The 23,980-nt window shown below is 73.9% G+C and carries 25 protein-coding genes; 17 read left to right on the top strand and 8 right to left on the bottom strand.

The window, feature by feature from the left end; genetic code table 11:
* Positions 1-37: 37 nt before the first annotated feature.
* From ACZ56L_RS10020 to ACZ56L_RS10010, 3 genes are all read left to right on the top strand, one after another.
* On the top strand, positions 38-691 hold the full coding sequence (locus ACZ56L_RS10020; RefSeq protein WP_345219326.1) for a GntR family transcriptional regulator: 654 nt from the start codon (positions 38-40) through the stop codon (positions 689-691).
* Positions 692-975: 284 nt separating this feature from the next.
* On the top strand, positions 976-2,445 hold the full coding sequence (locus ACZ56L_RS10015) for an NCS1 family nucleobase:cation symporter-1 (RefSeq protein WP_471063814.1): 1,470 nt from the start codon (positions 976-978) through the stop codon (positions 2,443-2,445).
* Positions 2,446-2,518: 73 nt separating this feature from the next.
* Positions 2,519-3,262: an aspartate/glutamate racemase family protein gene (locus ACZ56L_RS10010; RefSeq protein ID WP_345219327.1), complete on the top strand. Its 744-nt coding sequence runs from the start codon at positions 2,519-2,521 to the stop codon at positions 3,260-3,262.
* A gap of 75 nt (positions 3,263-3,337) precedes the next feature.
* Here the strand turns inward: ACZ56L_RS10010 and ACZ56L_RS10005 are convergent, their stop codons facing one another.
* A complete protein-coding gene (locus ACZ56L_RS10005) occupies positions 3,338-4,501 on the bottom strand; it encodes an aminotransferase class V-fold PLP-dependent enzyme (RefSeq protein ID WP_471062997.1) in 1,164 nt (387 codons plus the stop codon).
* Positions 4,502-4,870: 369 nt separating this feature from the next.
* On the opposite strand from ACZ56L_RS10005, the gene ACZ56L_RS10000 reads away from it, so the two are divergent.
* From ACZ56L_RS10000 to menC, 3 genes are all read left to right on the top strand, one after another.
* Entirely contained in the window at positions 4,871-5,977 is a 1,107-nt protein-coding gene (locus tag ACZ56L_RS10000) for a M20 family metallopeptidase (protein WP_471063812.1), read from the top strand.
* 86 nt (positions 5,978-6,063) lie between these two features.
* Complete coding sequence (locus tag ACZ56L_RS09995; protein WP_471062995.1) at positions 6,064-6,867, top strand: GNAT family N-acetyltransferase; 804 nt, start codon at positions 6,064-6,066, stop codon at positions 6,865-6,867.
* Between the two features lie 33 nt (positions 6,868-6,900).
* Positions 6,901-8,001: an o-succinylbenzoate synthase gene (menC, locus tag ACZ56L_RS09990; RefSeq protein WP_471062993.1), complete on the top strand. Its 1,101-nt coding sequence runs from the start codon at positions 6,901-6,903 to the stop codon at positions 7,999-8,001.
* A gap of 19 nt (positions 8,002-8,020) precedes the next feature.
* Here menC and ACZ56L_RS09985 read toward each other — a convergent pair whose 3' ends face one another.
* Positions 8,021-8,665, bottom strand: coding sequence for a histone deacetylase (locus tag ACZ56L_RS09985; protein WP_401762675.1), 645 nt, complete (start codon positions 8,663-8,665; stop codon positions 8,021-8,023).
* A 156-nt stretch (positions 8,666-8,821) separates the two neighbouring features.
* Here ACZ56L_RS09985 and ACZ56L_RS09980 point away from each other — a divergent pair, with 156 nt between their 5' ends.
* Positions 8,822-9,583, top strand: a complete 762-nt coding sequence (locus ACZ56L_RS09980; protein WP_471062991.1) for an HAD family hydrolase — start codon at positions 8,822-8,824, stop codon at positions 9,581-9,583.
* Here the strand turns inward: ACZ56L_RS09980 and ACZ56L_RS09975 are convergent.
* Entirely contained in the window at positions 9,580-10,077 is a 498-nt protein-coding gene (locus ACZ56L_RS09975) for a nuclear transport factor 2 family protein (protein WP_471062989.1), read from the bottom strand. The two genes, ACZ56L_RS09980 and ACZ56L_RS09975, sit on opposite strands and share 4 nt — an antisense overlap.
* A gap of 96 nt (positions 10,078-10,173) precedes the next feature.
* Between ACZ56L_RS09975 and ACZ56L_RS09970 the strand changes: the two genes are divergently transcribed.
* Both ACZ56L_RS09970 and ACZ56L_RS09965 read left to right on the top strand, forming a co-directional pair.
* Positions 10,174-10,716 (top strand): DapH/DapD/GlmU-related protein, encoded by a 543-nt coding sequence (locus tag ACZ56L_RS09970; RefSeq protein ID WP_345219334.1) that lies wholly within the window; start codon positions 10,174-10,176, stop codon positions 10,714-10,716.
* 256 nt (positions 10,717-10,972) lie between these two features.
* Positions 10,973-11,698 carry a class I SAM-dependent DNA methyltransferase gene (locus ACZ56L_RS09965; RefSeq protein ID WP_401762984.1) on the top strand — a complete coding sequence of 242 codons (726 nt, stop codon included), beginning with the start codon at positions 10,973-10,975 and terminating at the stop codon, positions 11,696-11,698.
* 175 nt (positions 11,699-11,873) lie between these two features.
* Here ACZ56L_RS09965 and ACZ56L_RS09960 read toward each other — a convergent pair whose 3' ends face one another.
* Both ACZ56L_RS09960 and ACZ56L_RS09955 read right to left on the bottom strand, forming a co-directional pair.
* Positions 11,874-12,506, bottom strand: coding sequence for a maleylpyruvate isomerase family mycothiol-dependent enzyme (locus ACZ56L_RS09960; protein WP_471062987.1), 633 nt, complete (start codon positions 12,504-12,506; stop codon positions 11,874-11,876).
* 28 nt (positions 12,507-12,534) lie between these two features.
* On the bottom strand, positions 12,535-13,305 hold the full coding sequence (locus tag ACZ56L_RS09955; protein ID WP_471062985.1) for a TetR/AcrR family transcriptional regulator: 771 nt from the start codon (positions 13,303-13,305) through the stop codon (positions 12,535-12,537).
* Between the two features lie 191 nt (positions 13,306-13,496).
* On the opposite strand from ACZ56L_RS09955, the gene ACZ56L_RS09950 reads away from it, so the two are divergent.
* Positions 13,497-15,095 (top strand): CocE/NonD family hydrolase, encoded by a 1,599-nt coding sequence (locus ACZ56L_RS09950; protein WP_471063810.1) that lies wholly within the window; start codon positions 13,497-13,499, stop codon positions 15,093-15,095.
* Here ACZ56L_RS09950 and ACZ56L_RS09945 read toward each other — a convergent pair.
* On the bottom strand, positions 15,040-15,576 hold the full coding sequence (locus tag ACZ56L_RS09945; RefSeq protein WP_345219337.1) for an SRPBCC family protein: 537 nt from the start codon (positions 15,574-15,576) through the stop codon (positions 15,040-15,042). The two genes, ACZ56L_RS09950 and ACZ56L_RS09945, sit on opposite strands and share 56 nt — an antisense overlap.
* A 300-nt stretch (positions 15,577-15,876) precedes the next feature.
* Here ACZ56L_RS09945 and ACZ56L_RS09940 point away from each other — a divergent pair, with 300 nt between their 5' ends.
* The 4 genes from ACZ56L_RS09940 (at position 15,877) to ACZ56L_RS09925 (ending at position 18,642) form a co-directional block, all read left to right on the top strand.
* Complete coding sequence (locus ACZ56L_RS09940; protein ID WP_401762648.1) at positions 15,877-16,581, top strand: response regulator transcription factor; 705 nt, start codon at positions 15,877-15,879, stop codon at positions 16,579-16,581.
* Positions 16,582-16,741: 160 nt separating this feature from the next.
* Positions 16,742-17,317 carry a DUF1697 domain-containing protein gene (locus ACZ56L_RS09935; protein ID WP_471062982.1) on the top strand — a complete coding sequence of 192 codons (576 nt, stop codon included), beginning with the start codon at positions 16,742-16,744 and terminating at the stop codon, positions 17,315-17,317.
* 129 nt (positions 17,318-17,446) lie between these two features.
* Entirely contained in the window at positions 17,447-18,052 is a 606-nt protein-coding gene (locus ACZ56L_RS09930) for a TetR/AcrR family transcriptional regulator (RefSeq protein WP_471062980.1), read from the top strand.
* Positions 18,049-18,642 carry a hypothetical protein gene (locus ACZ56L_RS09925; protein ID WP_471062978.1) on the top strand — a complete coding sequence of 198 codons (594 nt, stop codon included), beginning with the start codon at positions 18,049-18,051 and terminating at the stop codon, positions 18,640-18,642. Before ACZ56L_RS09930 ends, ACZ56L_RS09925 begins: the two co-directional genes overlap by 4 nt.
* Positions 18,643-18,725: 83 nt before the next feature.
* Here ACZ56L_RS09925 and ACZ56L_RS09920 read toward each other — a convergent pair whose 3' ends face one another.
* Positions 18,726-19,052 carry a hypothetical protein gene (locus ACZ56L_RS09920; RefSeq protein ID WP_345219340.1) on the bottom strand — a complete coding sequence of 109 codons (327 nt, stop codon included), beginning with the start codon at positions 19,050-19,052 and terminating at the stop codon, positions 18,726-18,728.
* A gap of 27 nt (positions 19,053-19,079) precedes the next feature.
* Positions 19,080-19,655, bottom strand: a complete 576-nt coding sequence (locus ACZ56L_RS09915; protein ID WP_471062975.1) for a TetR/AcrR family transcriptional regulator — start codon at positions 19,653-19,655, stop codon at positions 19,080-19,082.
* 135 nt (positions 19,656-19,790) lie between these two features.
* Between ACZ56L_RS09915 and ACZ56L_RS09910 the strand changes: the two genes are divergently transcribed.
* The 3 genes from ACZ56L_RS09910 to ACZ56L_RS09900 all read left to right on the top strand — a co-directional run bounded on the left by ACZ56L_RS09910 (position 19,791) and on the right by ACZ56L_RS09900 (position 23,878).
* A complete protein-coding gene (locus ACZ56L_RS09910; RefSeq protein ID WP_471062973.1) occupies positions 19,791-20,678 on the top strand; it encodes an SCO6745 family protein in 888 nt (295 codons plus the stop codon).
* Positions 20,679-20,912: 234 nt separating this feature from the next.
* Positions 20,913-22,622: a SpoIIE family protein phosphatase gene (locus ACZ56L_RS09905; RefSeq protein WP_471062971.1), complete on the top strand. Its 1,710-nt coding sequence runs from the start codon at positions 20,913-20,915 to the stop codon at positions 22,620-22,622.
* Positions 22,619-23,878: a cobalamin B12-binding domain-containing protein gene (locus ACZ56L_RS09900; protein WP_471062969.1), complete on the top strand. Its 1,260-nt coding sequence runs from the start codon at positions 22,619-22,621 to the stop codon at positions 23,876-23,878. Before ACZ56L_RS09905 ends, ACZ56L_RS09900 begins: the two co-directional genes overlap by 4 nt.
* Positions 23,879-23,980: the final 102 nt, after the last annotated feature.

Genomic DNA, 23,980 nt, shown 5'->3' with positions numbered 1-23,980 from the left:
TACGAAGCGACAACCGCCTGATGAGAAGATGTGCCGCATGGCAGGTTCTGAAGGCTTCGAGCCCGAGTCGGATCGGGTCACCCGGCAACTGCGCGACGACATCCTCGACGGGGTGCGGCCGCCCGGCAGCAAGCTCGTCGAGCGTGAGCTCGCCGCCGAGCTCGGGGTGAGCCGGCTGCCGATCCGGGACGCGCTCAAGGCCCTGGTGAACGAGGGGCTCGTGACGCCCCGGCCGCGTACGTGGGCGGTGGTGCGGGAGTTCACCCCGACCGACATCGCCGACATCGACGAAGTGCGGTCCGCACTGGACACGTTGACCTTCCGGCTGGCCGCGCAGCGGCGCACCCGCGAGGGGCTGGCGAAGCTGCGGGCCGATCTGGACGCGGAGTTCGAGGCCGCGCGGCGCGGGGACGCGGTGACGGCCCGGCGGGCGGCCGCCGACTTCCACCAGACGGCCACCTCGCTGGCCGCGAACGACCTGCTCAGCGAGTTGGAGGCGACGCTGCGCAGCCGGTTGCGGTGGTTGCAGGTGCGGCACGACGACCTGCTCGACGTGGCGCGCGAGCACGAGGGGCTGTACGACGCGATCGCGGCCCGTGACGTACCCCGCGTCGAGGAACTCGTCGCCAAGCACCTGGAGTCGGGGCGGAACTCGGCGGCGGCGCACCTGAGCGGGGCGAAGGAGGAGTAGGGGGGGCGGGGGAGTTCCGGAGGGGGGCGGAGAGGGCAGTTCGGGGCGGGTCGCGCAGTGGCGGCTCGCCCCTTTTGTGTGCCCGGGCGGGCGACGGATTCTGTATTTGGTATCCCATTTTCTCGGGCAGATCTCTTGACTGTCCCAGGAAGGCGGCCGTAGCGTCCCCGTCACTTGCTTCGGTAGCACGGTTTCGTATACCGAAATCGCTGAGAAGGGTGGCTGGTGTGACCACAGCTCAGGACGCAGTGCGCGCAGACGGGGCACAGTCCGCCGTCGGCCCGGTGGCCGGTGACGGGCCCCCGGGCACCAGCCCCCGCCTCTACAGTCCCGACCTCGCCCCGACGAAGAGGGCCGGCCGCAGTTGGGGCGGCTACAACGTCTTCACGCTCTGGGCCAACGACGTGCACAGCCTCGGCAATTACGCCTTCGCGATCGGCCTGTTCGCCCTCGGGATGAGCGTGTGGGACATCCTGGTCGCGTTCGTCCTGGCCTCCGCCCTCCTCTTCGTCCTGCTCAGCCTGTCCGGCGCCATGGGCTCGAAGACGGGCGTGCCGTTCCCGGTGATGAGCCGCATCTCCTTCGGCATCAGGGGTGCGCAGCTTCCGGCCGTCATCCGGGGCGGAGTGGCCGTCGCCTGGTTCGGCATCCAGACGTATCTCGCCTCCTCGGTGCTCTCGGCGCTGCTCATGACGCTGATACCGGGGCTCGGGGGCTGGGAGGGCAGCTCCTTCCTCGGGCTTTCGGCGCTGGGCTGGCTGTCCTTCCTGATCCTGTGGGCCGTGCAGGTCCTGATCGTCAGTTACGGGATGGACGTCATCCGGAAGTACATCGCGGTGGCCGCGCCCGCCGTGCTGATCACGATGCTGGCGCTCGCGGTGTGGATGTTCGCCAAGGCGGACTGGACGATCGCGGTGGACGCCGGGAACCCGTACACCGGCGGCGAGCGCTTCGTGCACATCCTGGAGGCGGCCGCCCTCTGGGTCGTCATCTACGGCACCTTCGTCCTCAACTTCTGCGACTTCACGCGCTCCGCCCGGAGCAACCGCTCGGTGCTGGCCGGAAACCTGATCGGCATCCCGGTCAACATGCTCTTCTTCGCGGGCATCGTGGTGGTGCTGAGCGGCGCGCAGTTCGAGCTGAACGGCACGGTGATCGCGAGCCCCGCTGACATCGTCCAGGCCATCCCCAGCACCTTCCTGCTGGTCCTGGCCTCGCTGGCGCTGATCCTGCTGACCGTCGCCGTCAACCTCATGGCGAACTTCGTCGCCCCCGTCTACACCCTGGTCAACCTCTTCCCGCAGAGGCTGGACTTCCGGCGGGCGGGCATCGTCAGCGCGGTGCTCGGCCTGGTCATCCTGCCCTGGAACCTCTACAACAGCCCCGTCGTGGTCGAGTACTTCCTCGGCGGGCTCGGGGCGCTGCTCGGCCCGGTGTTCGGCATCGTGATGGCGGACTACTGGCTGGTGCGCCGGACCCGGATCAACGTCCCCGACCTCTACACGGAGGACCCGGCGGGCGCCTACGCCTACCGGAGCGGCGTCAACCCGCGCGCGGTGACCGCCCTCGTCCCGACCGCCGCGATCGCCGTCGTCGTCGCCTTCGTGCCGTACTTCTCGGGGATCTCGGGCTTCTCCTGGTTCATCGGGACGGTGCTGGCGGGGCTGTTGTACGTCGTCCTGCCCGGCCGGGGCGCGCGTCCCCCGGAGTACGCCGACGCCGACGGCGAGGCCATCGCGGTGCCGAGCGCGTGAACCTCCCGTGAGCCTCCGAAGAATCCCCCCGAACGAGCCTCCCGAAGAACCTCCCGAAGAAGCGGAATCATTCATGCGGTTGCTGGTCGTCAACGTCAACACCACCGAGTCCATGACGCGGAGCATCGGCGCGCAGGCCGTGGCCGCGGCCGCGCCGGGCACCGAGATCGTGCCGCTCACGCCCGCCTTCGGGGCGGAGTCGGTGGAGGGCAACTACGAGAGCCACTTGGCGGCGATCGCCGTGATGGAGGCGGTACGTTCCCACCCCGGCCCCTTCGACGCGGTGATTCAGGCGGGGTACGGGGAGCACGGGCGCGAGGGCCTCCAGGAGCTCCTGGACGTTCCGGTGGTGGACATCACCGAGGCGGCGGCCTCGACGGCCCAGTTCCTCGGGCGGAGTTACTCGGTGGTGACGACCCTGGACCGCGCGGTTCCGCTGATCGAGGACCGGCTCGCGCTGGCCGGGCTCTCGGCGCGGTGCGCGTCGGTGCGGGCGAGCGGGCTGGCGGTGCTGGACCTGGAACGCGACCCCTCGGCGGCGGTCGAGGCCATTGTCGCGGAGGCCGTCGCTGCGGTGGAGGTGGACCGCGCGGAGGTCATCTGCCTGGGCTGCGGCGGGATGGCGGGACTCACCGAGCGGGTGGTGGCGCGGACCGGGGTGCCGGTGGTGGACGGGGTCGCGGCGGCGGTCACGATCGCGGAGTCGCTGGTGCGGCTGGGGCTGCGGACCTCGAAGGTCCGCACGTTCGCGCCGCCCCGCCCCAAGAGGTTCACGGCGTGGCCGCCGGGGGCTGCGGCGGTCGTGGGGGCGGGGTAGTCACTCCTGCGGGTCTCCCCCCGACTCCCCGGGCCCTCCGGCATCCCGGCTCCTGGGCGCGCGCCGGGCCCCCGCTCAGCGGCCGTCCAGCAGCCTTCCCAGCGCCGTCGCCAACCGCTCGTACTCCTGCGGCGTGTTGTAGATCTGGCCGCTGATCCGGATGCCGCCCCCGCCCGGCCAGGGCCAGACCAGGACCCGGAAGCCCAGGCGTCCCGCGATCTCCTCGCGCAGCGCGACCGACTCCGCCGGCGTCCTCGCGAAGCCCGGCGGCAGGCGCAGGGCGCGCATCGGGAGGCGTTCGTCGTACGGCAAGGGGGTCAGCCCCGGGACGCGGGCCAGCAGTCGCGCCCCGTACGCGGCCAGCGCGCTGTTGTGCCGGCGCACCCGGGGCGCGTCCAGCCGGGCGAGCAGGTCGAGGCCCTCGGGTGCGGCCAGCCACCCCGTGTAGTCCACCGTCGCCCGGTACTCCACCGAGCGCGGGAACCCCCGCTCGTCCTCCCAGGAGGGGACCGGCGCGGGCACCCGGTCCCGGAAGCGCGGCGCGACCGTCAGCAGGGCGCTGCCCGGCGGCGCGTACCCCCACTTGTGCAGGTTCCCGAACCAGAAGTCCGGGTTCCCGGCGAGCGGATCTGCCAGGGTCCCCGGCGCGTGCGCCCCGTCGACGACCGTGACGATCCCGCGTTCCCTCAGGTCGGAGAGGAGCGCGGGGGCGGCGATGAAACGGGCCGTGGGCGAGCTGATGTGGTCGAGCAGGACGAGGCGGGTGCGCGGAGTGATCCCGGCCAGGACGGCCTTGCGCACCGCCTCCTCGTCCGGAAGCAGCGGGTCCAGGGCGACCGTCACCACGCGGGCCCGGCGCGCTGCCGCCGCCACGACGGTCCCGTACCCGTGGTCGGTGACGAGGACCTCGTCGTCGGCCGAGAGCCCGGCCGCGTCCAGCGCGAGGTTCGCCGCCTCGGTGGCGTTGGCGACGAGCGCCGAACCTTCCGGATCCGTGCCCAGGTGCTGTGCGATACGGGTCCTGGCCTGCGCTGTTCGGTCCGGTGCAGCCAGGAAGAAGGCGTCCGGATCGGCGTCGGCCTCGTCCCGCAGACGCTGCTGGGCCGCCATCACGGGAAGGGGCACCGCCCCGAAGGACCCGTGGTTGAGGTGCGCCACGGCGGGGCCGAGCCGGAACAGCTCGGCGCCGCCGGGGAACACGGACGGGGAGGTCTCTTCGGTACGGGCGGGCTCGGCCATGCCGTCGACCCTAGGCGTGCGGCGCCCGCCGCGGAAGCGGGCCTCCCGGACGTACGCGTGGTCCCCGGGGGGCGGGGGTTTCCGGGGAGGGTGTTGTGCAGGTGGACCAACGGGGGCCCCGCCCTTGGTCCGTCCGCACAAACCGCAGATCGGCGTGCTCGCCTAGCGTGGTCCTCAGAAGGAATGCCCGCTGCGGAATGCGCTGTCGCCACTGAGGAGCCGAAGGTGAACGCCGACCCGACGAACGAACCGTCCCCGGCCCCGTCCGCGCCCGTGTCCACGGCTGCCACCCCCGCCCCGCCCCCCACTCCGTCCCCCACCCCGCCTCCCGCCCCGTCCGCGACCCCGGACGGCGGACAACTGGCCCGGATGCTGGCCGACCTGGAGGAGCTCGTCGTCTGCGAGTCCTTCTCGGCCGACCTCGCGGCCGTCGCCCGCAGCGCGGACGTCGTCGCCGCGCAGGGGGCCCGGCACCTCGGCGCCGAGCCCGAGCGGATCGTCGTGGCCGGGGTGACCCATCTGAAGTGGACGTTCGGCACGCCGCGCGTGCTGCTGCTCGGCCACCACGACACGGTGTGGCCGATGGGCTCGCTGACGACCCACCCCTGGTCCGTCACCGACGGCATCGTGCGCGGCCCCGGCGTCTTCGACATGAAGGCGGGCCTGGTCATGGTCTTCCACGCGCTGGCCTCACTGCCCTCGCTCGACGGGATCTGCGTGCTGGTCACCGGGGACGAGGAGGTCGGCTCGGACGCCTCGCGGGCGCTGATCGAGGAGGTCGCGCGCGAGTGCGCGGCCACCTTCGTGCTGGAGGCGTCGGCGGACGGCGGTGCGCTCAAGACCGGCCGCAAGGGCACCTCCCAGTACGAACTGGTGGCGCACGGAAAGGCCGCCCACTCCGGCCTCGAACCCGAGAAGGGCGTCAACGCGGCCATCGAGGCCGCCCATCTGACCCTCGCGCTGGACGCCGTCACCGCCGGGATCAACGCCGGGGAGTCCGAGGGCTGGCGCACCACGGTGACGCCCACGGTCGTCACCGCCGGTTCGACGTCCAACACCGTTCCGGCGACGGCGACCGTCACGGTCGACGTACGGGTCCCGACCCTGGCCGCGCAGGAGAAGGCGGACACGGCCCTGCGCGCCCTGAAGGCGACGCTGCCGGGGGCCCGGGTGGAGGTACGGGGCGGCCCCAACCGGCCCCCGCTGGAGGAGACCGCTTCCGCCGGACTCTTCGCCACCGCGCGGGAGTTGGCCCGTACGCTCGGCATCGGGGAGCTGGCGTCGACCGCCGTCGGCGGCGCTTCGGACGGCAACTTCACCGCCGGGGTCGGCTGCCCGACCCTGGACGGGCTCGGCGCGGTCGGCGGCGGCGCGCACGCCGACCACGAGCACGTGATCGCCGCTGAACTCGTGCCCCGCACCCGCCTGTTGGCGGCTCTCGTGCGGCACGTCGTGGACGCGGAGGCGGCCCGATGAGCGGTCATGGCGGTGGAGGCGACGCGATGAGCCACTGTGGCGGCGGCAGCGGCCCGATGAGCCGTTCTGGCGGTCGGGGCGATCCGATGAGTCCCGCCCCCGAAGGTACGGTCGGCCCCGCCTCCCCCCTCGCCGTCCGCGAACTGCACGAGCTGGACGATCTCGAAGCCGTGGCCGCGCTCTTCGAGCGGATCTGGGGCTCGCCCCCGGGCGGCTCCCCGGTCAGCCCCGAGGTGATGCGCGCCTTCTCCCACTCCGGTAACTACGTCGCGGGCGCCTACGAGGACGACCGCCTGGTCGGCGCGGCCGTCGGCTTCTTCGCCGCCCCCGCCGGCGAAGCCCTCCACTCGCACGTCACCGGCGCCCTGCCCGGCCGTGCGGCGGGCCTCGCCCTCAAGCTCCACCAGCGGGACTGGGCCCTGGCCCGCGGGCTGAGCCGCATCACCTGGACCTACGACCCCCTCGTCCGCCGCAACGCCCACTTCAACCTCACCAAGCTGGGCGCGCGCCCCGTCGAGTACCTGCCCCGCTTCTACGGGGACATGGCCGACGCCATCAACGACGGCGACGAATCGGACCGTGCCCTGATCTCCTGGGACCTGACCGCCGGCCCCGCCCCGGCGACGGCCGCCCCCGCCGAAGCGGCGACCGCACTCGCGGTCCGCGAGGGCCGTCCCGCCGTCGCCCGGGACCTCGACGCGCGCACCCTCCTCGTGGAGGTCCCCGCCGACATCGAGGGCCTGCGCCGCACCGATCCGGGGGCCGCCAAGGAATGGCGGCTGGCCCTGCGCGAGGTCCTCGGCGGCCTGCTGGCCGACGGCGCCCGCGTCACGGGCTTCCACGACCGCGCGGCCTACGTCGTCGAACGAACCTCATCAGCAGCCCAGTAGCCCAGTAGCCCAGTAGTCCAGGAGCCAACTCCCTTGAACATCACCGGAATCGAACTCCGCCGCATCGCCATGCCGTTGCGCGCCCCCTTCCGCACCTCCTTCGGCGTCGAGACCGCCCGCGACGTCCTGCTGGTGCGCGTGGTCACTCCCGAGGGCGAGGGCTGGGGCGAGTGCGTCGCGATGTCGGAGCCCCGTTACAGCTCCGAGTACGTCGACGGGGCGCAGGACGTGCTGCGCCGCTTCCTGATCCCGGCGCTGCCGGAGGCCGCCGACGCGTACGGCGTCAAGCGCGCGCTGAAGCCCTTCAAGGGCCACCGGATGGCCAAGGCGGCACTGGAGACGGCCGTGCTCGACGCCCAGCTCCGCGCGACGGGTCAGTCGTTCGGCGGGTACCTGGGAGCCGATCGCACCCGCGTCCCCTGCGGTGTCTCCGTCGGCATCATGGAATCGGTCCCCGAACTCCTGGACGCCGTCGAAGGGTTCGTCGCCGAGGGCTACGTCCGCATCAAGCTGAAGATCGAGCCCGGCTGGGACGTGGCCCCCGTGCGCGCCGTCCGCGAGCGTTTCGGCGACGACCTGCTGCTCCAGGTCGACGCCAACGCCGCCTACACCCTCGCCGACGCCCGCCACCTCGCCACACTCGACGCCTTCGACCTCCTCCTGATCGAGCAGCCGCTGGCCGACGACGACCTCGTCCAGCACGCGGCCCTCGCCCGCCAACTCGCCACCCCCGTCTGCCTCGACGAGTCCATCGAGTCCGCCGAGGACGCGGCGGCGGCGATCACCCTGGGCGCCGCCTCCATCATCAACATCAAGCCCGGCCGGGTCGGCGGCTACCTGGAGGCCAAGGCCATCCACGACCTGTGCGTCGCGCACGGCGTCCCCGTCTGGTGCGGCGGCATGCTCGAAACCGGACTCGGCCGCGCCGCCAACGTCGCCCTCGCCGCGCTCCCCGGCTTCACCCTCCCCGGCGACACCTCCGGCTCCCGCCGGTACTTCGCCACCGACATCACCGCCCCCTTCGAACTGGCCGACGGCCACCTCGCCGTCCCCACGGGCCCGGGGCTGGGCGTCGAACCGGTCGCCGACATCCTGGACGAGGTCACCGCCTCCAGCGAGTGGATCAAGCTGTAGTCCCGGGCTGCCACGACGATCAGGGCCGGGGCGGGGGAGGAGCCGACCGTGCCGCCCGCCCCGCAGGACCGGGAGGCCCCGGGCGGAGCGCCGCGACCTCCTCCGCGCTCCAGTGCCCGGCGGCGCCCGGGGCCGCAGCGAGGTACGCGGCGACATCCTCCGGCGGCCAGGCGCCGGTCTCGGTGAGGCCCGCGTACAGGTGTGCCAGATAGGCCGGCGCGGGCCGGTTCCACGGCACGTCGTGCACGCCCCAGGGCGCGGTGAAGGTGAGCATCGGCACCCCCGCCCGCCTCCCGGCGCACACCAGGGTCTCGTACCGCCCGGGGCCCACCTCCACCCTCCCCTCCCGCACCGCCCGACCCAGGTCGAGGTCCGTGCCGGGGCCGGGCCGCCGGTACATCTCCTGCGCGGCGACGTCGCAGAACTGCTGGGCGCTCACCAGGTACGCCCGCGCCAGCACCCGCCCCGGCGCGCCCGGATCGTAGAAGGCCCGCCCACCGGTCCAGAGGAGGGACTCGGTGGCGAAGTACAGCACCCCGCCGAGCTCGACGGCTTCGGTGGCGAGGGGCGGCCGACTGTCCCGGCACCCATCGAGGTACCGGCCGAGCCGGGCCGCATGGGTGTTGGATCCGTAGGAGACGTACCAGATGTGACGATGCGTCACCTCACCGTACGCCCCCGGGTCGCCCGGCAACCGCTCTCACCCCCGCCTCCCGCATGCCCACAGCCTACGACCGCCGCCCGCTCGACGCCCCCGGACCCGCGGGGGGCGGTGCGACCCCTTGCGGGGTCCGCCGGGTCCCGGCCTACCCTTCGCCCCATGACCGCACGCACGTACGACGCGAGCCCGCCGAGCCGTCAGGACCCCGTGGACCTCGTCATCTTCGACTGCGACGGCGTCCTGGTCGACAATGAGCGCCTCTGCGTCCAGGTCGACGCCCGCATCACCGCCGAACTCGGCTGCCCCTTCACCGAGGCCGAGATCGTCGAGACCTTCGTCGGCTGCTCCTACGAGGTCTACACCGCCGCCGTCGAGCAGCGTCTCGGCCGCCGCCTCGCCCCGGACTGGCTCGACGCGTACGAGCACCTCTACCTGGAGGCCTTCGAGGCCGGGCTCACCGCCGTCGACGGCATCGCCGACGTCCTCGTCCGCCTCGGCCCGACGCCCTTCTGCGTCGCCTCCAACGGCCGCCACCAGGACATCCGCCGCAGCCTGAGCCTCACCTCCCTCGACCCGCACTTCGACGACTCCCGCATCTTCAGCGCCTCCGACGTGGCCCTCGGCAAACCCGCCCCCGACCTCTTCCTCCACGCGGCCCGCTCCCTGGGCGTCCCGCCGGAGCGCTGTGCGGTGGTCGAGGACAGTCCGTACGGCGTCCGGGCCGCCCGCGCGGCCGGAATGCGGTCCTTCGGCTACCACGGAGGGCTGACGAAGCCGGAACGCCTCGCGGGTCCGGGCACCGTCCTCTTCGACGACATGCGCGTCCTGCCGGCCCTCCTCGGCCTCCGCCGGGCCCCGGCGGACGTTCCTCGGCCCGGCCGGCTCACCCTGGCCGAAAGCGCCTTCGAGCCCCGTCGCTAGGACTGGGGGAGCACGGACGCCAGGGCCGGCCGGGTGCCCTGCGTCCACGCGATGTGCAGGTCGGCGCGGTGCAGCCGCCACCCGGCAGGGGTGCGGACGAGTTCGTTGTCCGTACGGCCGCCGGAGACGAACAGCTCGCCGCCATCGGCCAGTACGTGGGTGCTGAGCTGGTTGCCGCGCAGGGCGGCCCGGTCGCCGTCGACCTCGATGACGTAGTTCGAGCCGAAGTGCACGGTACGGGCGAACAGGCGCATGGCGGCGGACACGTTCGCCAGGACGGCGGACCGGCCCGCGACCTGTCCGGCGGGGGTGGCGGTGGTGGCCTCCTCGGTGAAGAAGGCGGCTGCCCACGCCGCGTCGAGGGCCCGGCCGCCGTCGGCGTGGACGTCGTCGAGGGAGCGCAGGTAGCGGTCGAAGAGGTCGGTGATCTCGGCGCGGTCGGTGAGGGCGCGGATCTCGGTGTGCGGGGTCCGGGTGCCCGTGGTCTCGGTCATGAGCCCGATCATTTTGCCTCAACCGTGCTTGAGGTCAAGGGAGTGGCAAGGGTGCTGCCGTTTGCACGGCGCGTGCCCGCACGGAAGGATCGCGGCATGCCCAGCGAACGCCTCATGCGCATCCACAGCGACGAGTTCCGTGCCATGGCCGAGAGGGTGCTCCGGGTCACCGAGCTGACCTCCCGCCTGAACGTCCTGCCCTTCGAGGACGAGGCGGGAAAGGCCGAGCTCTTCGAACAGATCCTCGGCAGGCCGCTGCCGTCGGGGGTCACCGTTTATCCGCCCTTCTACACGGACCACGGCCTCCGTCTCGACCTCGCCGAGCGCGTGTTCATCAACCAGAACTGCACGTTCCTGGACTACGCCGGCATCCGCATCGCCGAGCGCGTGATGATCGGCCCGAAGGTCACCTTCATCACCGGCGGGCACCCGGTCGACCCCGAGGAGCGGCGGCTGTACCTCACCGGCGCGCCCATCGACGTGGCCGAGAACGTGTGGATCGGCGCCGGGGCCACCATCCTGCCCGGCGTCAGCATCGGCCGGGACGCGGTGATCGCGGCGGGCGCGGTCGTCGCCGACGACGTTCCGGCGGCGAGTCTGGTGACCGGCGGCAAGGCCACCGTGCGTCGGCGGTGGTGACGGCCGCCGCCTCGGTTCCGGGTCCGCCCCCCGCTCCGGCCCGGGCCCGGAAATGGGCGTGCGTCGTGCGTCCGCCCCGCAGTACGGTTCCGCGGTGGACGACATCGCAGACGCACACGACGTGACGCAGGCCCCCGGCTCCGCTGCTCCCGATTCCACCGCCCCCGGCTCCACCGCCCCCGACGACTCCGCCGGCTCCGACACGGTCCCCGGCACCCTCCCCGACGCACCCGAGGACGGCTACTTCGGCGCCTCCGTGGCAGCGACCTACGACGACCCCGAGACGGGCGGCATGTTCAGCCCCTCCGCGGTCGACCCCGCCGTCGACCTGCTGGCCGAACTCGCGGCGGGAGGCCCGGCGTTGGAGTTCGCCGTCGGCACCGGCCGGATCGCTCTCCCGCTGGCCCGCCGGGGAGTGCCGGTGCACGGCATCGACCTGTCCCGCGCGATGGTCGAACGCATGCGGGCGAAGGAGGGGGGAGCGGAACTCCCGGTCACCATCGGGGACTTCGCGACCGCCCGCGCCGACGGACCGTACGAGCCGGGCGGCTTCACCCTGGTCTACCTGGTCTTCAACACCATCATGAACCTCACCACCCAGGAGGCCCAGGTCGCGTGCTTCCGCAACGCGGCGGCCCACCTCGCCCCGGGCGGCGCCTTCGTCGTCGAGGTCGGGGTGCCCGAACTGCGGCTGCTGCCTCCGGGCCAGGAGGCGGTCCCGATGCGGGCGACCCCCACCCGCTGGGCGTTCGACCGCTACGAGGTGGCCACCCAGTCGATGAGCTCGAACTACATCGAGGTCGAAGGGGGACGCGGCTCGTACCGTTCCATCCCCTTCCGCTATGTGTGGCCCGCCGAACTCGACCTGATGGCCCAACTGGCGGGCATGCGGCTGCGGGCCCGCTGGGAGGGGTGGCGGGGCGAGCCGTTCACCAACGAGAGCGAGAAGCACGTATCGGTGTGGGAGAAGCCCGGGGACTGACGGGCCCGAGAAGGCGCGTGCGCCGGTCCGGCAGGCCGAAATCCCGGGACCGGCCCGGGAGTTGGCGCGCTTCGGTCCCTCGTTCGGCCCCTCGGGCATCGTCGCAGGTCAGCCCGTTGGCGCGGGACGGAAAGGGACTGAGAGGGACTGGCTCCGGGAATGGGGCCCGGCAGGCTCACGGCTCGTTCGTCAGTACGGCCACCCCCGGCCCCTCCAGTTCGTCCAGGGCCGATTTCCGGCCCGACACCGCGAGGAGGAGCGCGAGCGCCGTTCCGCTCACCTCGGGGCCGTCGCCGATGGTCACGGCGGCGGAGTCCGTCGCCGTGAGGCGGACCCCCGCCACCCGTTCCCTCGCCCCGCCCAGGGACGCGGACGTACGGGTCTGGAGGCGCAGCGCGCGGACCACGGCCTCCGGTGCGTAGGTGTGCATGAGCCCCAGCGGGCGGCGGATGTCCTCGCCGTGGACGACCTCCTCGACCAGCCGCGTGTCGAGCGGCGCCGGGGGCGTCGAGCGGCGTCCGGCCGCCTGCCGCAGCTCCTCCAGGGTCTCCTGCGGGGTGGCCCTCCGCTCGCGGGCGACGCCCGCCGCGTTCTGCCGGTCGAAGTCGAAGCGTGCGCGGACCATGGCGGCCACGAAGCCGAGCCGGGTCGTCTTCCAGGTGTCCGCCAGATGGGCGGCCACGTCGTGCACGGTCCAGCCCGCGCAGAGGGACTGCTTCTCCCACTGCGCGTCGTCGAGCCGGTCGAGGTCGATGAGGAGCGCCGCACGCTCGGCGTGCACCAGGGGCCATACGTGGCTGTCGCTCATGGTTCCTCCACGGGGCGGGAAGCTGCGATCACTGTCTTCGGGAGACAGGACCCGCCGCGTCCCCGGAACTCATCGGTCGACCCGCGTCGAGTCCGTCCACCAGCCGGTCCAGGAACCGGGCGAACAGCGCGTCCGGCGACAGCGACCGCGCGGGGGCGGCCAGGGCCGCCGCCAGTTCCGGGTGCGCCCCGTCGGACGCCACCGCCGTCAGGTAGCGGATCTCGGCCGCCGCGCGTGCCGGGTCGTCGGCGGCCCGGGCGCGGGTGAGCTCGTTGGCCGCGTACGCCGAGACGAAACCCGTGAGCTGGCTGAAGACCTCCAGCCTGGCCCCGCCGTCCAGGCCCGTCGGGCGCAGGGCCGCCAGGACGCCCTCCAGGAAGGCGAGCGCGTTCGGGCCGAGCGAACGGCGGGTGGTGAGGGCCGCCGGCAGCCAGCGGTGGCGGAGCATGTGGGCGCGCTGAAGGCGGGCCACGGCCTTGAGGTCCGCGCGCCATTCGCCGGTGGGCGCGGGCGGCGGGAGCAGTTCGGCGGTGACGTGGTCCACCATCAGCTCGATCAGGGTCTCCTTGTCCGGCGCGTAGCTGTAGAGCGACATCGCGCCCGCGCCGACCTCCGCCGCCACCCGGCGGATCGTGACCGCCTCCAGGCCCTCCGCGTCCGCGAGCGCCACCGCCGCCGCGGTGATCGCCTCCCTGGTGAAAGCGGGTCTGCGGCCCCGCCCGGAGCGGTTCGCGCCGGTGCCCAGCCAGAGCTGTTCCGGGTCGACCGGGGGCGGGGTCGGCTTGTCGGCGCGGGGCATGGGTCCTCGGCTCCTGGAGTGCATGGGGCGGGCGTGCGCGGGGCGGGTTCCGCCCATGGGGTCCATCCAAGCATCAGCTATTCTCGTACAACGTACGAAATTAAGTGGGAGGGGATGGACCGATGCGTTCGACACAGCAGGAGACCGGGAGCACCCGAGGGGTGAAGAGGCCGCCGCTCGCCTCGCGGCTGATGCGCGCCACCTGGCGCGGACTGCCCGCCGCCCGGTACGGGGTCGGGTTCGAACCCGGCATCGCGGTCCCGGCCGCCGACGGGACGCCGCTCGTGACCGACCACTACTTCCCCCGGGGCGGGGGCGACTTCCCGACCCTGCTCGTGCGGTCGCCCTACGGGCGCGCCCTGCCCTGGTCGCCGATGTACGGCATCCTCTTCGCCGAGCAGGGCTTCCACGTGGTCGTCCAGAGCTGCCGGGGCACGGGCGGCTCCGGCGGCGACTTCCACTACTGGCGCAACGAACCGTCCGACGGGCAGGCGGCCGTCGCCTGGCTCCGCCGGCAGCCCTGGTTCAACGGGGTGCTGGGCACCGTCGGCCCCAGTTACCTCGGTTACACCCAGTGGGCCCTCGCCCTCGACCCGCCGCCGGAGCTGAAGGCGATGGCCGTCCAGATCGGCCTGCACGACCCCCACGCCCTCTTCCACACCGACGGCGCACTCCACCTGGAGATCTCCCTGGCGGCCGGTACGGGTGTGGAGTACCAGCAACGGGGGACCGTGCCCTTCCTGCGGTCCACCCTCCGTCTGAAGCGCCACCTGCGCCGCATCGTCGCCGCCCGCCCGCTCCGTGGCGCGTACGAACCCGCCCTCGGCCGACTCCCCTGGCTGGACGGGGCGATGGCCCACCCCGACCCCGCCGACCCGTACTGGGACGGGGCCTGCCTCGCCGGGGCCGCCGAGCGGGCGACCGTGCCCGTCAGCCTGGTCACCGGCTGGTACGACGCGCTGTGCGGCCAGACCTTCGCGCAGTACGCCCGGCTGCGGAACGCGGGCTGCGAGGCGGCCCTGCTGGTCGGCCCGTGGACCCACAACTCCACGCTCCAGCAGGGCTGGCCCGACGTCTTCGCCGAGACGCTGGCCTGGCTGCGCGCGCACCTCTGTGGCGATCCGTCAGCTCTGCGGCCCACAGCGGTGCGTGTGCACCGGGGAGGCGACGGGAAGTGGGAGGACCTGGCGGACTGGGCGGAGGAGCGGGCCGCCCCCTGGTACCTCGCTGCGCGGGGCCGGCTCCTGGCGGAAGCCCCCACGGACGAGGCGCCCCTCGCTTCCTTCCGCTACGACCCCGACGACCCCACCCCCTCCGTCGGCGGCCCCGGGCTCGGCCCCGACGCCGGACCCCGCGACCAGACCGCCCTCGAAGCGCGCGACGACGTCCTCACCTTCGACGGGCCCGTGCTCACCGCACCCCTCGACGTGCGCGGAGCCGCCCGGGGCCGCATCCGGGTCTCCACCGACACCGGGTTCGCCGATCTCTTCGTGCGGCTGTGCGACGTGGCCGGGGACGGCCGCGCGGTGAACGTGTGCGACGGGCTCGCGGCGGTGCGCACGTCAGGGTCCGGCCCGGCCGCCGTGGACGTGGCGCTGAGTCCGACGTCGTACCGCTTCGGCATCGGGCACCGCGTCCGGCTCCAGGTCAGCGGGGGCGCCCACCCGCGCTACGCCCGGTCGTCCGGGACGGGCACGCTGCCGCTCGACGCCGTCGACTTCCGTCCCGTACGTCTCACGTTGCACGCGGGTTCGGTGCTGGAGCTGCCCCGGACTCCAGCTCCCGCTTGAGGTTCTTCAGCGTCCGGTCGATGTTGCGGACCTGGAAGGCGGCGAAGGTGTGGCCGCCGGTGGCCACCAGGTCGAAGGCGTTCGCGACGAGGGCCGGCCAGGACCGGCGGTCGTCCGTCCAGGTCTCGGTCACCTTCGTCCCGCCCGCCCGGTCCTCCTCGAACCGGTACCGCCAGGTCGCGATGGGGGCCTTCAGCCGGGGGTTCTTCAGGCCGATCGCGTGCACGCGGAAGGCGAAGCCGCGGCCCGGCTCGGCCTCGACGACCGTGCACCGGGTGGTCCAGCGGAACGCGCCGCGCTTGTTGTGCCCGTCGAAGACCTGGCCCACGCGGGCGGGCCCGTCCTCCCCGCCGGGCACGGTCGCCCCCAGGTTCTCGGGACTCCACCGGCCCATCAGCGCGGGCCGGCTGACCTGGTCGTACACGGACTGCGGCGGTGCCTCGACGCGGATGCTGCGGGACACGGTGAAGGTGCGGGCCATGGGAACTCCGTTCGTCGACCCGCGCGACCTTACTCGCGAGTAGCCGGTCTGTCAGCAGCCCGCGCCCACCTCTTCGCCGGGTCCGCGCCCCATCCGGTCGTGCCCGCTGCCGAAGTCACGGTCGCCTCGTCGTGTGGGGGAGCGCTCCTCCACGGGCCTCGTCCGGGGGCGGGGTGGGCCCGAGTGACCCAGGCCGATCCGGGCCCCGCCTCTGTCTGTGCGAGTCGGAAGACGGGGGCCCGGCCGGCGTTCCCGAGGCGCTCGCCGTGGCCCGCGGCCGTCCCGTCTACGCTGGCGTCCGTGAGCCGCCGACCGCACCCCACTCCAGCAACTCCGCCGCGTTCCCTGCGAGTTCTGCTCGCCGACGACCAGGACATGGTGCGCCGCGGCATGCGGCGCGTACTGGAGGCGCAGGAGGACATCGAGGTCGTCGGGGAGGCCGCCGACGGAGCGGCGGCGCTGGAGGGGATGCGGCTGCTGCGCCCCGACGTCGCACTCGTCGACGTACGCATGCCGCGCCTGGACGGACTCCAACTGACGCGCACCGTGCAGGAGTTGGGGGACCGGCTGCCCGTGAAGATCGTCATCGTGACGACCTTCGACCTGGACGAGTACGTGTATCCGGCGCTGCGGCACGGCGCCTCCGGCTTCCTGCTGAAGCGCTCGGGGCCTGCCCTGCTGGTGGAGGCGGTACGGGCGGCCGTCGCGGGGGACAGCCTGATCAGCCCCTCGGTCACGGTCCGCCTGCTCAAGCACGTCACCGCCCCCGGGCCCGGCCGCATGCCGGGGGCCGCGACCACCCCCGAACCGCTCACCCCGCGCGAGCGGGAGATCGCGGGGAAGGTCGCGGAGGGGCTGACCAACGCCGACATCGCCGCCGGGATGTTCATCTCGGCGGGCACGGTCAAGACCCACGTCGCGAGCATCCAGCGCAAGCTGGGCGTCCACAACCGCGTCGGGATCGCGGTGCGGGCCTGGGAGATGGGGTACGGGGCCGGAAGCTGAGCCCTCGAAACTCCGGGGTTCTGGTGCCGGGGCGACGGAGGGAGGGCGGAGCTGTCGACTGCCGTACAAGTCGTACGTTACGTATGGGGCATGCGGGACGTACGGAATCAGGGCCGGGAATCAGGGCCGGCCGCCCCGCCCCATGCCCTACTGTCCCGGCATGACACCTGCCCCCGCATCACCCGCCCCGCCCTCCTCGGTGGTCTTCTACCGCAACCTGAACCTCGGCCACCGCAACAGCCCCGACCGCGCCACCCTGGAGGGCGCGCTGACCGAGGCCGGAGCCCGCCAGGTCCGCTCCTTCCAGACGAACGGCACGGTCCTGTTCACCGCCGAGGACCCCACCGGCGTCGTCGCCAAGGCCGCGGCCCGGCTCCGTACCGCCGCCGGATTCACCGAACCCGGCATGGTGCGCGACCTCGCCGAACTGGCCGCGATCATGGGCGAGTCGCCCTTCTCCGCGTACGACACGAGCGACCCCGCCCGCCGCCCGGCGCTCACCTTCTTCGACGGCGGAACCCCGCTCGGCGTGACCCTGCCCTGGGCGAACCCGAAGGACGACGTCGAGTTCGTCGGCCTGTACGAGGGGCTGGTCCTGAGCCTCGTCCGCCAGACCCGGGACGGAGCGGCCGGCGGCAGCCCGACCACCGAGGTGGAACGCCTCACCGGCGTCCCGGCCACCACCCGCGTCCTGGGCACCGTCGAGCGGCTCCTGAAGGCCGCGGGCCTGGGCTGATCCCCGGGACGGACCGGCGGGGGAGCAACCGTGCGCCGCTGTCGAGAAGTTCTGCCTCTGCTGGGCAGTACGCTACGGAGAACTTCTCCGCTTGGCCGTCCCCGGGCACGACCGAAGGGCAGAACCCCGATGACGACCGCACCCGGCGACGCCGCGCCGCCGCCGCGCCGTACGGACACGCGCCTGAAGCGGGACCGGCCGGTGGCCGCCGCCCCTCAGGTGTTCGCGGCACCGGGCCCCGGGGCCCCGCTCCACGGGATCGCCCGCCGGGCGGATGTCGGACCCGGGACCCTCCACCGCCGCTTTCCGCACCGGCAGGTGCCGTTGGCGGCGGTGCTCGCGGACCGGGTCGGGTCGCTCCACGCGCGGGCGGGCGAGCCGCCGGCGGTCGAAGACCTCGCCGCCGACGAGGCGTCGGCCCGGTGGGCGTCCGCTCTGCTCGCCCACGCCCGGGACCAACACGGCATCAGCGACGCCCTGTTGCCGGAGCGCCCGTGCGCCCTGGGTGCCGACCGCCGCCGCCTCGTCCCGGACGCGGCGGCGGGCGTCCTCTCCCACGCCCGGCGCGACGGAACCGCCCGGCCGGACCTCACGGCCGCCGGCCCGGTCCGACTCGTCACCGGGATCGCCCCGTCCACCGTGCGCGGGACCGGCCCCCAGCAGGCGGACCGCCCCCTCTCCCCGGTCCTCGACGCGGTCCGCGCGACCCCGGGCGGAAGCGGTCCTCCGAGGTGATCCGGAACTCCCCTTTCCTTGCGACCGGCGCGGTCTGCGGGGTCCTCGCCGCCGTGGCGGGCTGGAGCGGCCCGCTGGCGCTCGTCGGCGGGTACGCCGTGCCCGGCTGGCAGTCGGGCGCGGTGCTGCTCGCCGTGTCGCTGATCCTCCTGGGCGTCCACTACGTCCGGGGCGTGCGCCGGTACGCGGCGTCCGGCGCGGAGTCCATGCCCTCCCGGAGGACCCTGCGCCTGCTCCTCGCTCTCGCCCTGCTGACGGCCGCGGCCGCGCTGGGCTGCGGGCAGGGCGCCCTGAGTGACATGGTCAACGGCGCGGAGTACCGGGTTCTCGCGCCCACGGGGCCGGGGGGCTGCACGGCCGTCGTGCGGGAGGAGTCGTTCCTGGAGAGCGGACGCGGAGAGGTGTACGCGGTCGGGGACCCGGGGCTGGCCCGGACGCCCTCGGGGACCTGGGAGGTGGACGCCGGACACCGGCCGGTCGCGGCCGGTTCGTACGAGCTGACCTGGGGCGACGGCGGCTCCCTCACGGTCCGCGACAGCGGAACGGGCCCCGCTCCTGCCCTGGACGTCGAGTTCCTCGCCTGCCCCTGAGGCCGCCGGGGGTCACGCCCGGGTGGGCGTCCGGGGGAGTTCGCCGCCCCGCGTGGGGCCGGCGGCGAACCCGAGGGCCGTGCTCACCCCCCTTGCCGCTCGCCCCCGGTGGCGAAGTGCCGGTCCAGGTAGGCGTCCGGGGCGAGTTCGCTGTCCCGCATCAGGGAGTACACCTCGCTGCCGTGGCCCGGACGGGCCGCGTCGACGAGCGCGTAGACCTGTACGAGCCCGAGGTACTCCGTGCCGGACAGGGCCGCGCAGTACTCCTCGGCCTCCTGCTCGGCGGCGGCCGTCGCCGCGTCGAAGTCGGCGACGTGCCAGAGCGTGACACGTTCCTCGTAGGTGTGCAGGTCGTGGTGCCTGTAGATCGTGCGCGCGGAGAACCATGGCGTCGCCGGCTGCTCGGGCATCGGGATTCTCCGGGGGAGTGGAAGGGGCTACGGAACTCGCGGGGCGACCAGGCTGCGGAAGGTGGCCGCCGGGTCGGCGTCCAGCTCCGGTGCGCTGCCGCTCAGTCGCAGCGTGGCGAAACCGTGCGCGAGCGACCAGGCGGACAGCGCCGCCCGCCGGGCGTCCGGGGTATGCCGGGCGTCGGGGGAGTTCTCGACGTCCGTGCGCAGGACGGCGTACGCGCGCTCCTTGGCGGCAATGAGTTCCGGGGCGCCGGCGTGCAGCAGCCGGGGCTGGAACATCACCTCGAAGTGCGCCGGGTGGGCGAGCGCGAACTCCACGTACGCCGCGCCCAGTTCGCGCAGCCGGTGCGGGGCGTCCGCCGGTACCGCGCCGACGGCGGCGGCCAGCAGGCCGAAGCCCTCGACGGCGATCGCGGTCAGCAGTCCGGCCTTGTCCTTGAAGTGGTGGGCGGGCGCGGCGTGCGAGACCCGGGCGCGGCGTGCGAGGTCGCGGAGGCTGACCGCGGCGACGCCCTCGCTCGCGATGACCTCCAGCGCGGCGCTCAGGACCGCCCGGCGGAGGTCTCCGTGGTGGTACGCGGTGTGGTGCGGTGCGGCCATGGGCGGATCCTACTCCGCGGATCTTGGCGATGGAAAGTAGGCATTGACAAGATGGGGTCGGGGGCGGTGGGATGCCATCCAGGCAGCGACAAGATGTCGGCGCCCGCGCCGCACGCGAGCCCCGGAGGACCCGAGATGACCCACCGTCCGAGCACCGCCCGGCAGTTGTGGAAGCTGCTGGAGCCCGTGCACGCCACCGTCTACTACGCGGCGGAGGCCTTCGAGGCCGCCGAGCGCCTCGGCCACGCCGTCGACGAGCGGTGGCCCTCCTACTTCGCCTACCGCGCCGCGCCCCTCGGCCCGGTCGGTCCGCACCTGGTCACCGCGCTCTTCTACAGCTTCAGCCCGCGCATGGTGGAGAGATACGTCACCCCGGCCCGGCGGACCGCCACCCCCGAGCGGGTGCTGGCCGCCCGGGGCGAAGCCGTCGACCGTGCCCTGCGCAGGCTGCTCGGCGACCGGATCGACTCCCCGGAGCTGCGGGAAGCGGCGGACCTGGTGCGCCGTGCCGCCCGGGCGGCGGACACCGCCGGACGCCCCCTGGCCGCCGCCAACGCCGCACTGCCCTGGCCGGACGCCCCGCACCTGGTCCTCTGGCAGGCCGCCACCGTCCTGCGCGAGCACCGGGGCGACGGGCACCTCGCCGCTCTCCAGGCCCACGGCATCGGCTCCGTCGAGTCGCTCGTCTCGCACGCGGCGGCCGGCGCCGCCCCGCGCGAGGTGTTCGACAGCAGGCGATGGGAGGAGGCGGAGTGGGACGCCGCGTGCCACCGGCTCGCCGCGCGCGGCCTGCTGGCGGCCGACGGCACCGCCACCGACGCCGGCCGCCGCGTCCGTACCGCCGTCGAACACCTCACCGACCGACTCGCCCTCGCCCCTTGGGACGCCCTCACGCCCGGCGAGGCCGCCCGGCTCCCGGAGCTCCTTTCGCCCCTCGTGCTCGACATCGTCTCCACCGGACTGCTCCCCGCCCGGAGCACCCTCGGCATCGGGATGGCGTACTACGAAGACGCTGACGCCTGACGCCTGACGCCTGGCACCGGGCCCGCAAGCGGTCTGGCGGAGCGCCAGTACCGGCCGGGAATCGCGGCCCGTCCGCCGGAGACCTTCACATGCGGGCGGCCGTCCTCACACGGGGCGGGTTGCCAGAAAGGTTGTCAATGAAGGAGTGTTGTCATGAGGCAACCTTTGGTCGCCTCGGACTTTTTCCTCTACTCGATGAGGTGAGGGGCCCGCGCAGCGGGCCTTCTACGTTTGGTGACTTCCGCACAGCAGGCAGGCACATCGCAGGCCGGCACGCCCGGCTCCGGCGCCACTCGCCACGACGACGGAGCGTGGCGCACCGCGCCCTATCCCGCCCTCGTGGTGGACGACCGTGACACCGTACGCCGCGCCAACGACGCCGCCGAAGCTCTCTTCGCGGGCACCTGTGCGGGCCGTCCCCTCGCAGAGGTGGCCCCGGACTGGCTCCTGCGGGCGCACCGGGAGCGCCCCGGCGACGCCGTGCGCGGGTCGGTGGGGGACCGTACCTTCGAAGCGCATCCCAGCAGGACGGACGACGGCAGCGGTGTCGTGTGGTGGTTCGTCGACGACACCGACCAGGTGCTCGCCCGGCGGGCCCTGCGGCTGGAGCGCGAGCGCACCGCCTTCCTCACGCAGGCGTCGAACCGGCTGCTGTCCTCCCTCAACCTCGACCGCTGCATGGACGCCACCGCCCAGCTCGCCGCCGAGCACCTGGCCGACGCGGCCCTGGTGGTCGCGCCGGCCAGCGGGCACCGGCTGCCCGCCGTGGAGTGCGTGCGCGGCGGCAGCCCGGTGCGCTCGCTCCAGACCGCCGACCCGCACGAGGTGCCGGGGCTGGGGGAGGCCCTCCAGGGCTTCCCGCCCGTGCCGTCGCGGTGGATCGACCCCGCCGCGGCTCCCGGGTGGGTGGTTCCCGAGGGGTTCGGCGAGGTCGGCTCGATCGTCGTGACGCCGCTGCCCGGACACGGGGTTCCGGCGGGCGCGCTCATCCTGTTGCGCCGTACCGGCGGGGCCGGCGCCTTCACTGAGGAGGAGGAGGTCTTCGCCCGGCTCTTCGCCTCGCGGGCCGGCGCCGCGATGTCGGCGGCCCGGCTGTACGCCGAGCAGTCGGCCATCACCGAGACCCTGATGCGCGAACTGCTCCCGCCGGTGCTGCGCCAGGTCGCCGGCATGGAGTTCGCGGGTGGCTACCGGCCCTCCCAGGACACCGAGCGCGTCGGCGGCGACTTCTACGACGTGCACCCGGCCGCCGTCGAGGGCGAGGCCTCCCTCGCCGTGCTCGGCGACGTCTGCGGCAAGGGGCTCGACGCGGCCGTCCTCACCGGCAAGATCCGCAACACCCTGCACGCCCTGCTGCCCATGGCCGACGACCACCAGCGCGTCATCGACCTCCTCAACGGGGCGCTGCTCAACTCCCACCACGCCCGGTTCGCCACCCTGGTGCTGGCCTCCGCCGTGCGCGAGCAGGAGCGCGTACGGCTGCGGCTCAGCAGCGCCGGACACCCCGCGCCCCTGCTCGTACGGGCCGACGGCACCGTCGAGGAGACCGCCACCAGCGGCACCCTGGTCGGCGCGATGCCCCGGGTGCCGACCCGCACCGTGGAGGCCGTGCTGGGGCCGGGCGAGAGCTGCGTGCTCTACACCGACGGCATCACCGAGGCGCGCGGCGGCCCGCTGGGCGACGCCATGTTCGGCGAGGACCGGCTGAAGGCGGCCCTCGCGGAGTGCGCCGGGATGCCCGCCGAGGCGGTCGTGGAGCGCATCCAGATGCTGGCCTCGCAGTGGGTGGGCGGCGGCCGCCACGACGACATGGCCGTCCTCGTCATCTCGGCGCCCAGGGCCGACCGCCGACGGGAAGGGGCGCACTCCGCCGGGAGCGAGCCGTCGTACGAGATCGCGCGCTCCCCGGTGATCCCGCGTACTCGGGGCAGGCTCAGCACATGAGCCCGCACATCGCCCCCGGTCGCACCGGTGAGCCCGGACACGTCGGCGGACCCCGCCGCACCGGTGAGCCCGGCCGCGCCGGTGGCACCGGTCGTACCGGCGCGTCCGACCACGCCGCGAGAACCCGGCCCCAGGCCGCCGCCGTCTACGTGGACCGGCTGTGGGACGCCGTCGCGGCGGGCGACGAGTACGCGGCCACCGACACCGTCCTGAGCGCCCTCGACGACGGGCTGCCCGGCGAGGACGTCCTCCTGGAGGTCATCGCCCCGGTCCAGGCGAAGGTCGGCGCCGAGTGGGCCGCCAACCGCATCAACGTCGCCCAGGAACACACCGCCACCGCCATCAACGACCGCGCGGTCGCCGCCCTCGCCCAGTACACCGCCCTCCGTCGCCCGCCCGCCGGGCAGCAGGAGGCGGCCGCCCGGTACGCGCCGGGCCGCGCCGGGACCCTGGCCGCCCCCGCCACGCGCGCCCGCCCCGAGGCCCCGGCCGGCAAGGGCCGCATCACCGTGGCCTGCGTGGACGGCGAGTGGCACGCGCTGCCCGCCCGGATCCTCGCCGAGGTGCTCAAGCTGCGCGGCTGGCAGGTCGACTACCTCGGCGCCCAGGTCCCCGCCCCGCACCTGATCAGCCACCTGCACCGGTCCGCGACCCAGGTCGTCGCCCTGTCCAGCTCCATCGCCACCCGGCTGCCCACCGCCCACGCCACCATCACCGCCTGCCAGGCCACCGGCGTGCCCGTGCTGGTCGGCGGGGCCGCCTTCGGTCCCGAGGGCCGTTACGCGCGCCTGCTCGGCGCGGACGCCTGGGCCCTCGACGCCCGCGCCGCCGCCGACCTCCTGGACGCCGACCGGCTGCCGGACCCCCAGCACGGCCACCAGCCCCTGGACGACTTGCCGCACCTGGCCGACCAGGAGTACACGATGGTCGCCCGCACCCACGCCGAGTTGGTCAAGGCCGCCTTCACCGGCCTCGAAGAGCGCTACCCGGCCATGCGGACGTACACGGACCGGCAGCGCGAGCACACCGCCGAGGACCTCGCCCAGATCGTCAGCTTCCTGGCCACCGCGCTCTACACCGACGACCCGGAGCTGTTCACCGGGTTCCTGCACTGGACCGCCGGAATCCTGGAGGCCCGGGGCGTCCCGGCCGTCTCCCTGCGTCCCGCGCTCGACGTCCTCGGCGAGGAACTGCGGGACTTCACCCGCGCCACCCGCTTCCTCGCCCTCGCGGCGGAGGGCCTGATGCCCCGGTGAGCGCCCCCCACCGTGGCCGAGCGACCACGTACCTCCCGCGACGAACCGAACCGCCCAGCGACTCCCGTACCCCCTCCCCCCATCAGCTCCGGCCCGGAAAGC

Source organism: Streptomyces sp. NPDC039736, assembly GCF_055596485.1.
This window is presented reverse-complemented; position numbering and strand designations above follow the sequence as displayed.

What these genes read in the sequence shown, in the direction of transcription:
- ACZ56L_RS10020 (WP_345219326.1), top strand. Translation starts at nt 38, where the DNA reads ATGGCAGGTTCTGAAGGCTTCGAGCCCGAGTCGGATCGGGTCACCCGG.
- ACZ56L_RS10010 (WP_345219327.1), top strand. Translation starts at nt 2,519, where the DNA reads ATGCGGTTGCTGGTCGTCAACGTCAACACCACCGAGTCCATGACGCGG.
- ACZ56L_RS10005 (WP_471062997.1), bottom strand. Translation starts at nt 4,501, where the DNA reads ATGGCCGAGCCCGCCCGTACCGAAGAGACCTCCCCGTCCGTGTTCCCC.
- ACZ56L_RS10000 (WP_471063812.1), top strand. Translation starts at nt 4,871, where the DNA reads ATGCTGGCCGACCTGGAGGAGCTCGTCGTCTGCGAGTCCTTCTCGGCC.
- ACZ56L_RS09995 (WP_471062995.1), top strand. Translation starts at nt 6,064, where the DNA reads ATGAGTCCCGCCCCCGAAGGTACGGTCGGCCCCGCCTCCCCCCTCGCC.
- ACZ56L_RS09980 (WP_471062991.1), top strand. Translation starts at nt 8,822, where the DNA reads ATGACCGCACGCACGTACGACGCGAGCCCGCCGAGCCGTCAGGACCCC.
- ACZ56L_RS09975 (WP_471062989.1), bottom strand. Translation starts at nt 10,077, where the DNA reads ATGACCGAGACCACGGGCACCCGGACCCCGCACACCGAGATCCGCGCC.
- ACZ56L_RS09970 (WP_345219334.1), top strand. Translation starts at nt 10,174, where the DNA reads ATGCCCAGCGAACGCCTCATGCGCATCCACAGCGACGAGTTCCGTGCC.
- ACZ56L_RS09960 (WP_471062987.1), bottom strand. Translation starts at nt 12,506, where the DNA reads ATGAGCGACAGCCACGTATGGCCCCTGGTGCACGCCGAGCGTGCGGCG.
- ACZ56L_RS09955 (WP_471062985.1), bottom strand. Translation starts at nt 13,305, where the DNA reads ATGCCCCGCGCCGACAAGCCGACCCCGCCCCCGGTCGACCCGGAACAG.
- ACZ56L_RS09950 (WP_471063810.1), top strand. Translation starts at nt 13,497, where the DNA reads ATGCGCGCCACCTGGCGCGGACTGCCCGCCGCCCGGTACGGGGTCGGG.
- ACZ56L_RS09945 (WP_345219337.1), bottom strand. Translation starts at nt 15,576, where the DNA reads ATGGCCCGCACCTTCACCGTGTCCCGCAGCATCCGCGTCGAGGCACCG.
- ACZ56L_RS09935 (WP_471062982.1), top strand. Translation starts at nt 16,742, where the DNA reads ATGACACCTGCCCCCGCATCACCCGCCCCGCCCTCCTCGGTGGTCTTC.
- ACZ56L_RS09930 (WP_471062980.1), top strand. Translation starts at nt 17,447, where the DNA reads ATGACGACCGCACCCGGCGACGCCGCGCCGCCGCCGCGCCGTACGGAC.
- ACZ56L_RS09920 (WP_345219340.1), bottom strand. Translation starts at nt 19,052, where the DNA reads ATGCCCGAGCAGCCGGCGACGCCATGGTTCTCCGCGCGCACGATCTAC.
- ACZ56L_RS09915 (WP_471062975.1), bottom strand. Translation starts at nt 19,655, where the DNA reads ATGGCCGCACCGCACCACACCGCGTACCACCACGGAGACCTCCGCCGG.
- ACZ56L_RS09910 (WP_471062973.1), top strand. Translation starts at nt 19,791, where the DNA reads ATGACCCACCGTCCGAGCACCGCCCGGCAGTTGTGGAAGCTGCTGGAG.
- ACZ56L_RS09900 (WP_471062969.1), top strand. Translation starts at nt 22,619, where the DNA reads ATGAGCCCGCACATCGCCCCCGGTCGCACCGGTGAGCCCGGACACGTC.